Source organism: Thauera butanivorans NBRC 103042 (assembly GCF_001591165.1).
GTDB classification, from domain to species: Bacteria; Pseudomonadota; Gammaproteobacteria; order Burkholderiales; family Rhodocyclaceae; genus Thauera; species Thauera butanivorans.
In genome coordinates, this window is sequence record NZ_BCUG01000094.1 from 1 (window position 1) to 8,995 (window position 8,995).

At 67.9% G+C, this 8,995-nt stretch carries 9 protein-coding genes; 4 read left to right on the plus strand and 5 right to left on the minus strand.

Annotated features, from left to right (window positions below; genetic code table 11):
* Positions 1-132: 132 nt before the first annotated feature.
* The gene (locus tag TBU01S_RS21920; protein WP_068639623.1) at positions 133-1,008 is read left to right on the plus strand and encodes a dienelactone hydrolase family protein; all 876 of its coding nucleotides are present in this window, start codon (positions 133-135) and stop codon (positions 1,006-1,008) included.
* 286 nt (positions 1,009-1,294) lie between these two features.
* Here the strand turns inward: TBU01S_RS21920 and TBU01S_RS21925 are convergent, their stop codons facing one another.
* The 5 genes from TBU01S_RS21925 to TBU01S_RS21945 all read right to left on the minus strand — a co-directional run bounded on the left by TBU01S_RS21925 (position 1,295) and on the right by TBU01S_RS21945 (position 4,744).
* Complete coding sequence (locus tag TBU01S_RS21925) at positions 1,295-1,858, minus strand: Gx transporter family protein (protein WP_174524567.1); 564 nt, start codon at positions 1,856-1,858, stop codon at positions 1,295-1,297.
* Entirely contained in the window at positions 1,839-2,228 is a 390-nt protein-coding gene (locus TBU01S_RS21930) for a NusG domain II-containing protein (RefSeq protein ID WP_068639617.1), read from the minus strand. The genes TBU01S_RS21925 and TBU01S_RS21930 overlap by 20 nt, the downstream gene beginning before the upstream one ends.
* Positions 2,225-3,124 carry an RNase adapter RapZ gene (gene rapZ, locus TBU01S_RS21935; RefSeq protein ID WP_068639618.1) on the minus strand — a complete coding sequence of 300 codons (900 nt, stop codon included), beginning with the start codon at positions 3,122-3,124 and terminating at the stop codon, positions 2,225-2,227. Before rapZ ends, TBU01S_RS21930 begins: the two co-directional genes overlap by 4 nt.
* Positions 3,125-3,324: 200 nt before the next feature.
* Positions 3,325-3,585 carry a helix-turn-helix transcriptional regulator gene (locus tag TBU01S_RS24930; protein ID WP_245651015.1) on the minus strand — a complete coding sequence of 87 codons (261 nt, stop codon included), beginning with the start codon at positions 3,583-3,585 and terminating at the stop codon, positions 3,325-3,327.
* Positions 3,586-3,946: 361 nt separating this feature from the next.
* Positions 3,947-4,744, minus strand: a complete 798-nt coding sequence (locus tag TBU01S_RS21945) for a DNA-binding transcriptional regulator (RefSeq protein ID WP_068639619.1) — start codon at positions 4,742-4,744, stop codon at positions 3,947-3,949.
* Between the two features lie 196 nt (positions 4,745-4,940).
* On the opposite strand from TBU01S_RS21945, the gene mhpA reads away from it, so the two are divergent.
* The 3 genes from mhpA to TBU01S_RS21960 all read left to right on the plus strand — a co-directional run bounded on the left by mhpA (position 4,941) and on the right by TBU01S_RS21960 (position 8,826).
* Complete coding sequence (gene mhpA, locus TBU01S_RS21950) at positions 4,941-6,665, plus strand: bifunctional 3-(3-hydroxy-phenyl)propionate/3-hydroxycinnamic acid hydroxylase MhpA (RefSeq protein WP_068639620.1); 1,725 nt, start codon at positions 4,941-4,943, stop codon at positions 6,663-6,665.
* The gene (locus tag TBU01S_RS21955; protein WP_068639621.1) at positions 6,665-7,612 is read left to right on the plus strand and encodes a 3-carboxyethylcatechol 2,3-dioxygenase; all 948 of its coding nucleotides are present in this window, start codon (positions 6,665-6,667) and stop codon (positions 7,610-7,612) included. The genes mhpA and TBU01S_RS21955 overlap by 1 nt, the downstream gene beginning before the upstream one ends.
* A gap of 74 nt (positions 7,613-7,686) precedes the next feature.
* Complete coding sequence (locus TBU01S_RS21960) at positions 7,687-8,826, plus strand: ABC transporter substrate-binding protein (protein ID WP_068639622.1); 1,140 nt, start codon at positions 7,687-7,689, stop codon at positions 8,824-8,826.
* Positions 8,827-8,995 lie beyond the last annotated feature (169 nt).

Sequence of the window (8,995 nt, forward strand, 5' to 3'; positions counted from 1 at the left end):
AGATTTTTCGTTGACGCCGGCATCCGCTCGCAACGGCCTGTACCTGCATCGAACGACATGGGAACATCACCCTCGCTGCGGATGTCATCACAGGGCTGCACACGAATCACACCCCCACGGATGGAGATGAAGATGGATGCACACGACACCTCGACGACCGAGTTCGACAGCCTGCTGCCTGCCGCGCGGGTGGACCGCCGCGGCTTCGTCACGACGATCGCCGCCACCGGCTTCGCCCTTGCCGTGCTCCCGGTCCAGGCAAGCACGGTGATCAGCACCGATGCACGAGGCCTGGACGCCGGCACGAGCACCGTCCAGACTGCCGACGGCAAATTGCCGGTGTACTTCGCCCGCGTCGCCGGGAGCGACAAACTGCCGGTGGTGCTGGTGATACAGGAAATCTTCGGCGTACACGAGCACATCCGCGACGTCTGCCGCCGCCTGGCCAAGCAAGGCTACCTGGCCATCGCGCCGGAGCTGTTCTTCCGCCAGGGCGACCCATCCAAGCTCGAAAACGTCGCCGACATCCTGTCGTCCATCGTGCCCAAGGTGTCGGACGCCCAGGTCATGGCCGATCTCGACGCCTGCGCCGAGTGGGCCGCGACGAAGGGCGGCGACGCGTCGCGGCTGGCGATCACGGGTTTCTGCTGGGGCGGGCGCATCACCTGGCTGTACGCCGCGCACAACCCGAAGCTCAAGGCCGGCGTCGCCTGGTATGGCCGGCTGGACGGCGCCCCTTCGGACAACCAACCGGCGCATCCGATCGACGTCGCCGCGCAGCTCCACGCGCCGGTGCTCGGCCTCTACGGCGGCCAGGACCAGGGCATCCCGCTCGACGACGTCGAAGCCATGCGCGCCGCCATCGATGCGGCCGGCAAGCCGAGCGAGATCATCGTCTATCCCGACGCGCCCCACGCCTTCCATGCCGACTATCGGCCGAGCTATCGCCAGACTGAAGCGGAAGACGGCTGGAAGCGCCTGCTGGAGTGGTTCTCGGCCAAGCTGTGATCGCCAGCGGGCGCCTCGGCCGCATGGGTGGCAGGGGCGCCCGCCGTCACACGGCCGGCCTCGGCGCGCGCCACGCCGAGGCCGGCAAACCAGCCGAAGGCAATGCCGCAGATCGCCGCCAGCAAGGCCGACAGGTATTTCCTCCAGCGCCCCTTCATGCTTCGCCCCACCCGCTCGCGGCACTTCGCAATGCGGATTGGACGCAGGCAGGCGCCCGGACGTTCCAGGGACCAGCGTTCCTCCTGCGGCCAGCACTCCAGCCGCCGGAGGAACGCCGGCTCCCGGCTCAAGCAGGCCGCACGGCCTCCTTGCCCTTGTCGTCTCCCGGCGTCCCGCCGCCAAGCTCTTCCAGCAGCCGTGCCGCCACCAGGCCGTTGACCAGGCCGAACACCACCGCGGCCAGCGCAAACACCGGCACGAGGTAGAACACCCCGTCGTGCGGCACCAGCCACAGCCGCGCCACCACCAGTTGCGCACCGATATGCGCGAATGCCGCCAGAATGCTGTGGCTGACCGGGCCGAACCAGTGCCGCGGCAGATGCATCGCCAGTCCCAGCACCACCAGGCTGGCGAGCGCGCCGGACAGGCTCAGGAAAAACCCCGGCGCAAGGAACTGGCCCAGCAGCAGGCTGCCGGCGAAGACCCGCAGCAAAGCCACCCATACGGCTTCGCGCCAGCCCCAGCGTGCCAGCACGATCAGGGTGACGATGTTCGCCAATCCGGGCTTGACCCCCGGCAGGGGCAGCGGAATCGCCGCCTCGGCCACGGTCAGCACGATCGCCGCCGCCGCATGGCGCGCGATGCGGCGGTCCTTCGGCGAAGGAAGGAGTTCAATAGTTGAGTGAGTCATAGTCGGCCCCACGGCCGGTCAGGCTGAGGCTGACTTCGTTCGGTGCGCAGATCGCCACCGCGCCGGCCTGGGTCAACCAGCCCTGGCGCACGCAATACTGCCGCGGGCCAGGGTCCGCGGCGACGCGCGCGCGGCCGGGCTGGATTTCGATGCGCGTGGTGCCGAGCGGCCCTGCCACTTCGACCACCCGCGGCGCCGACAGCGCGACCTCGGCCACGACCTTGCCGCCGGCACGCACCACCGCAGTTTCGGGCCGCCCGCCCTGCCACAGTACCGCCGCGGCATGGACGCACACGGCAAGGCCGGCAGCCGCGATCAGCACGTCGCCCGGCCGCAGCAGCGCCCGCCAGGCGGCAAGCGGGAAGCTCACGGCTGTTTTTCGGCCACCGGCGCATGCACTGCCGCGGCGCCGCGATCCGCCGCCCGCCGCGCTGCGGAGCGGTGGCGAACGATCACGCTGAGCTGGTCGCGGAAGCAGTCCGCCAGCCATTCGGCGATATAGACCGAGCGGTGCTGCCCACCGGTGCAACCGATCGCCACCGTCAGATAGCTGCGATTGTCACGCATGTAGGCCGGCAGCCAGTTGGCGATGAAGCGGCGGATGTCCTCGCTCATGCGGGTGACTTCGGGGATCTTGCGCAGGAACTCCTTGACCGGCTCGTCGCATCCGGTCAGCGGCCGCAGGCGCGGATCGTAGTACGGGTTGGGCAGGCAGCGGACGTCGAACACCAGGTCGGCATCCAGCGGGATGCCGTACTTGAAGCCGAAGGACTCGAACATCAGCGTCAGCCCCTGGCTTTCCTCGACCCGGATGAAATCCTTGACCCAGGCACGCAGCGTGTTCGGGTGCAGATCGCTGGTGTCGATGCGATGGGCCAGTTCGGCGATCTGCGCCAGCGCATCGCGCTCGCGCTTGATCGCCTCTTCCACGGTGACGCCGTCGCCCGCCAGCGGGTGGCGGCGGCGCGTCTCGGAAAAGCGCGCGATCAGCGTGTCGTCGCGCGCGTCGAGGAAGATGAAACGCAGGTCCGAGACCGTATCGCGCAGTTGCTCGACCTGGCTCGGCAAGGCCGCGATGCTCGCGCCCGAGCGCATGTCGACCGCGATCGCCGCGCGCGCCCAGCCTCCGCCACGCAGGTGCGTCACCAGTTGCGGCAGCAGCGCCGCCGGCAGGTTATCCACGACGTAGTAGCCGGCATCCTCCAGCACGTTGAGCGCAATGCTCTTGCCCGACCCCGACAAGCCGCTTATCAATACGATCTGCATGGTCCCTCTTCATCTGGAAACGGCGCGCAAGCCACGGGCGCGCTTCAGCCCCTTCGACCCGCGGATCGGCATTTCGATCCTCCGGCAGGCGCCAGTCGGAATGGGCGGCCTGCCGGCGTGAGCGAACTCCGTTCCGCGCGGATCTCTTCCGGCGCATTCTTGCGGGTCCGGGAACAGCGATTGTATCTGCTTGTTGCGGCCTAGCCTTCAACCTCCATATTCGCGCCACGCAGTTTCTGTTGGACGGCCCGATAGCCCCTTGGCGTCATGCCGGTCCAGTGGCGAAAGGCGCGGTGGAAAACGGCGGGAGAGCTGAACCCCAATGAGTAAGAAATCTCGGCCAGCGAGACGTCCTGGTGCGTGAGGTTCAGGATGGCCAGATCCCTGCGCAGCTCGTCCTTGATACCCTGAAACGACAGCCCTTCGTCCTGCAACCTGCGGATCACGGTGCGCGAGGACATGTGGAGCTTGCCCGGAACATCTTCCCGCGTTCGCCCAAGCTCCGCGTACAGCAATTCGCGTACCTTCAACCGCGTGGCGTGCTCGTGATAGGAGGTGAAAATCCAGTCGCGGGGGCACGCTGCAGGAATATGCGTACGTCGGCTGCATTGCGTTCCGCCCGGATTCTTCCGAGCTCCGCATCGAGAAAGAACACCACGTCCGGCAGGCCCTCGAAATCAGGCATCTCAGGTCAACAATTCGGCCCTGTGGTGCCTTGGTGAACCATTCGATCCAAGCCGAAGTGCGACCATCGGCGGGATTACGGGGCGGGACCGGGCTTGGCCATCTGCCAGGAAATCGCCTTGGCGCATGGCTGGCGCCTCATGCCTCCGGCTCGTTCAGCGCCGCTTCCAGATGGCGCGCCGACTCGACCAGCGCCGGCAGGTAGCGCGCGGCCGCCTCGGCATGCGAGACCGCGCGCACGAGGTAGATCACGTTGATGCTCGCGATCACCTTGCCGCTCTGGAACACCGGCACCGCGATCGCGCCGATCTTGCGTTCCGCGCTCCAGTCGCCCTCGTTCGAGCTGTAGCCGCGGCTGCGCGTCTGCTCGAGCAGGTTGGCGATGAACCTCTCGTCGCTGGCCAGCGCAGCCTGCACCGGGTCGCGGCGCAGCAGCACCAGCAGGGCCTCGCGCTCGGCGTCGGCGCAATAGCAGAAATAGGCGCGCCCGGCCGCGGTCAGCAGCATCGGCAGGCGCTCGCCCACCATCGCGCGGTTGAAGGACAGCGAGCTGAAGCGGTGCGTCGATTCGCGGATCAGCATCGAGCCGCCGTCGGGCGTGCATAGGTCCGACGGCCAGCGCACCTGCTGCAGCAACTGGGCGAGCACCGGGCCGGACACCATCGAGATGCGCTCCTCGTCCTTGAAGCCTTCCGACAAGGCGCGGACATTCAAGGTCAGCACGTAGCGGTCGTCCGACGCGCTGCGCTTCACATAGCCCTCTTCGATCAGCGTCTCCAGCAGCCGGCGCACCGTCGTGCGGTGCAGCCCGGTGCCGGCGGCAAGCTGCGCGAGCGAGGCGCGCCCCTTGTCGTGCCGGTTCAGCACTCGCAGCAGATCCAGCCCGCGGGCAAGGCTGCGCACGGCCCCATAGTCGGCGCCCGTATCAGGTCTCATGCGATAAAACCCTTTACAAACAATGTTGTGCGCCCTGTGGACGGTGATCGAAGTGTTTTTGTCCAGAGGTTCAAGAATTTTTAGACTCTGCCCAACTAATCGTAGCATAAAGAATATTTCTTACCCGAACCATCCGACGCGCATCGCCCGGAAAAACGGCGATCCAGCGCAGCCCCGCACCTCAGGAGTCTGCAACATGAACGAAAACACCCGCTTCGATGCCGACGTCGTCGTCGCCGGCGCCGGCCCGGTCGGCCTCGCCATCACCAGCATGCTCGGCCTGCACGGCGTCAAGGCCATCCTGCTCGAGCGCGGCGACGAGCTGATCGACTACCCGCGTGCCGTCGGCATGGACGACGAGTGCCTGCGCACGCTGCAGGGCATCGGCATGGCCGAGGCGGTGCTGCCGCATCTGACCCCCCACCACTGGATGCGCTTCGTCACCAAGAGCGGGCGCTGCTTCGCCTCGATCGAGCCGCGCACCGACGAATTCGGCTGGTCGCGCCGCAACGCCTTCAACCAGCCGCTGGTCGACCGCGTGCTGCTCGACGGCCTCGAGCGCTTCGACAACGTCGACGTACGCCTGGGTAGCGACGTGCTGCGCTTCGAACAGGATACCGACGGCGTCAGCCTCGACGTCAAGCGCAGCGACGGCACGGTCTACACCCTGCGCACGCGCTGGCTGGTCGGCAGCGACGGCGGCCGCAGCCCGATCCGCACCGCGCTCAACGTCGGCTTCGGCGGCTTCACCGACACTTCCAAGTGGCTGGTGGTGGACGTGCGCAACGACCCGCTCGGCATTCCCAACATCTACATGCACTGCGATCCCTCGCGTCCGTATGTGTCGGTCGCCCTGCCCGACTCGATCCGCCGCTTCGAGTTCATGATCTTCGAGAACGAAAACGAAGAGGAAATGACCCAGCCGCACAACATGGCGATGCTGATGGCGAAGGTGCTGCCGCCGGGCGTCGATGCCACCAGCCTGGACTACATCCGCAAGCGCGTCTACACCCACAACGCGCGCATCGCCGAGCGCTGGAAAGTGGGCCGCGTGATGCTCGCCGGCGACGCTGCGCACATCATGCCGGTGTGGCAGGGCCAGGGCTACAACACCGGCATGCGCGACGCCGCCAACCTGGGCTGGAAGCTGGCCTACGTGGTCAAGGGCATCGCCTCCGAGAAGCTGCTCGACACCTACCAGCTCGAGCGTCCGCCGCACGCCAAGGCGATGATCGACCTGTCGGTGACCGCCGGCCGCATCTTCTCGCCGCGCAACCCGGCGGTGGTCGCCGCGCGCGACTTCGCCACCTGGGTGCTCAACCTGGTGCCGCCGGCCAAGCGCTACTTTACCGAGATGCGCTTCAAGCCGATGCCCAGGTACGAGACCGGCCTGGTCGTCTCCGAAGCCGAGATCGACACCGAGCCCGGCGTCAAGCAGTTGCTCTGCCAACTGGCGCGCAAGACCCCGCTGCTCGGCCGCCTGATGCCGGCCACGCGCGTGGGCAGGAATTCGCCGGTCGGCAGGCTCTTCATCCAGCCCAAAGTGCGCACCCGCGACGGCGAGGTCAAGCTGCTCGACGACGTCATGGGCAGCGGCTTCGCGCTGGTGTGCTGGGGCGTGGATCCCAGCTTCTGGCTCAACCAGAAGAGCCGCGACATCCTGGCCGCGCTCGGCGGGCGCATCATCACCGTCAAACCGGTGGTGCAGATCCACCGCGAGCAGGCGATCGGCCCCGACGCCATCGTCGTCGGCGACGAGCAGATGCGCCTCAAGGAGTGGTTCGGCAGCCATCGGGGCGCGGTGGCGGTGATCCGCCCGGACCGCTTCGTCGCCGGCCTCGCCTACCCGGTCAGGATCAACGAGCTGCTCGCCCAGGTCGCCGACAAGATGGGCCTGAACGTGGGCAAGGGAGCCGCCTGATGCAAGCGCGCCTGCAGTGCCTCTCGCACACCCCGCTGAAAGGCTGCTTCGACCCCGAGGCCGCCATCGTCAAGGAAGTGGCCGGGCTGGTCGATACCCTGCGCGCGGAGGTCGAGGCCTTCGGCCCCGAGGTGATCTACCTGTTCTGGCCCGATCACCTCAACGGCTTCTTCCTCGACCTGATGCCGCAGTTCTGCATCGGCATGGCGGCCGAGTCGGTGGGTGACTACCAGTCCTCCGCCGGGCCGCTGAACGTGCCGCGCACGCTGGCCGAAGCCTGCGCCCAGGCGGTGGTCGATGCCGGCATCGACCTCGGCTTCTCGTACCGCATGCAGGTCGACCACGGCTGCGCCCAGCCGCTCGAAGAGCTCACCGGCGCGCTCGATCGCTACCCGGTGGTGCCGATCTTCATCAACTCGGTGGCGCCGCCGGTGGTGAGCTTCCAGCGCGCCCGCCTGCTCGGCGAGGCTGTCGGCCGCTTCGCCCGCGCGCGGGGCCAGCGCGCGCTGTTCATCGGCTCCGGCGGCCTGTCGCACAACCCGCCGGTGCCGCAGATGGCGACTGCGACCGATCCGGAAGTCATCGCCCGCCTGATCGACAACCGCAACCCTTCGCCCGAAGCCCGTGCCGCCCGCCAGGCGCGCACGATCGCCGCCGCCGAAGCCTTCACCGCCGGCACCAGCACCTTGCATCCGCTCAACGCCGAGTGGGACCGCAAGCTCATGGAACGGCTCGCCGCGCGCGACTGGGCGGCGATCGACGCCTACCGCAACGCCGACATCACCGCCGACGCCGGCGGCTCGGCGCACGAGGCCAAGACCTGGGTCGCGGCGGTGGCCGCGATGGACGCCGCCTGCGCCGGCGCCTGGCAGGCCGAGGAACGCTACTACCGCGAGATCCCGGAGTGGATCGCCGGCTTCGGCGCCCTCAGCGGCCGCTCCCGCTGAACCCCGAATCACCCACGACGCACCTTCGCCATACAACGCAACATCCTGACAATCAGAGAGACCAGGAGATGAAAATGAAGCTACGCATCAAGACCCAACTCGCTGCCATCGCCCTCGCCCTGTCGGCCGGCCACGCCGTCGCCGACATCAACGTCGGCGTCGTGTTCTCGCTCACCGGCCCGGCCGCCTCGCTCGGCGCCGAGACGCGCAAGGCGCTCGAACTCATGCCCGCCACCCTGGGCGGCGAAAAGATTAACTACGTCGTGCTGGACGACGCCACCGACCCGACCAACGCGGTCAAGAACACCCGCAAGCTGGTCGGCGAGAACAAGGTCGACGCCATCATCGGCCCCAACCTGATCACCAACGGCATGGCGATGGTCGACGTCGCCAACGAGACCAGGGTGCCGATGCTGTCGATCGCGCCGATCGACCCCGCCGCCGACAAGCGCGCCTGGGCCTTCCGCGTCGAACCCACCGCCGACATCATGGTCGGCCGCGTGGTCGAGGACATGAAGGCCAAGGGCGTCAAGACGGTCGGCTTCATCGGCTTCTCCGACTCCTGGGGCGAGCTGCTGCTGAAGGCGCTGACCGAGACCACCCAGGCTGCCGGCATCAAGATCGTCGCCACCGAGCGCTACGCCCGCACCGACACCTCGGTCACCGGCCAGACCCTCAAGGTGATGTCCGCCCGTCCGGACGCGGTCTTCGTCGGCGGCTCGGGCACCCCGGCGGCCCTGCCCCAGAGCACGCTGCGCGAGCGCGGCTACAAGGGCCCGATCTACCAGTCGCACGCGGTAGCGAACCGCGAGTTCCTGCGCCTGGGCGGCAAGAACGTCGAAGGCGCCCGCCTGCCGGTCGCGCCGGTGCTGGTGGCCGAACAGCTGGCCGACGGCCATCCCAACAAGGCCGCTGGCGTCGCCTTCCTGCAGCAACTCGAAGGCAAGCTCGGCGCCGACTCGCGCTCGACCTTCGCCGGCGCCGCCTGGGACGCCTGGCTGCTGCTCGAGAACGCCATGAAGGAAGCGGTCAAGACCGCCAAGCCGGGTACCCCGGAGTTCCGTGAAGGGATCCGCAACGCCCTCGAAAGCACCTCCGGCCTGGTTGGCGTCAATGGCACCTACACCTTGAGCGCCGAGGATCACGGTGGCTACGACCCGAAGGCGGTCGTGCTGATCGAGGTCGTCAACGGCAAGTGGTCGCTCGTCAAATAAGCGGTCGGACCCCAGTGCGCGCCGCCGATGCCCGTGTTCAGGGCCGGGCCGCGCTTTTCCACCACGCCCCCATCGGCAGCCGAAAGCATGCGGCGTGACGGAAGCGCCTGCGCGGTTCCGCCGCGCCGCATCGGGGGCGAGGAAAAGGAGGACGAGATGGATTCAACTG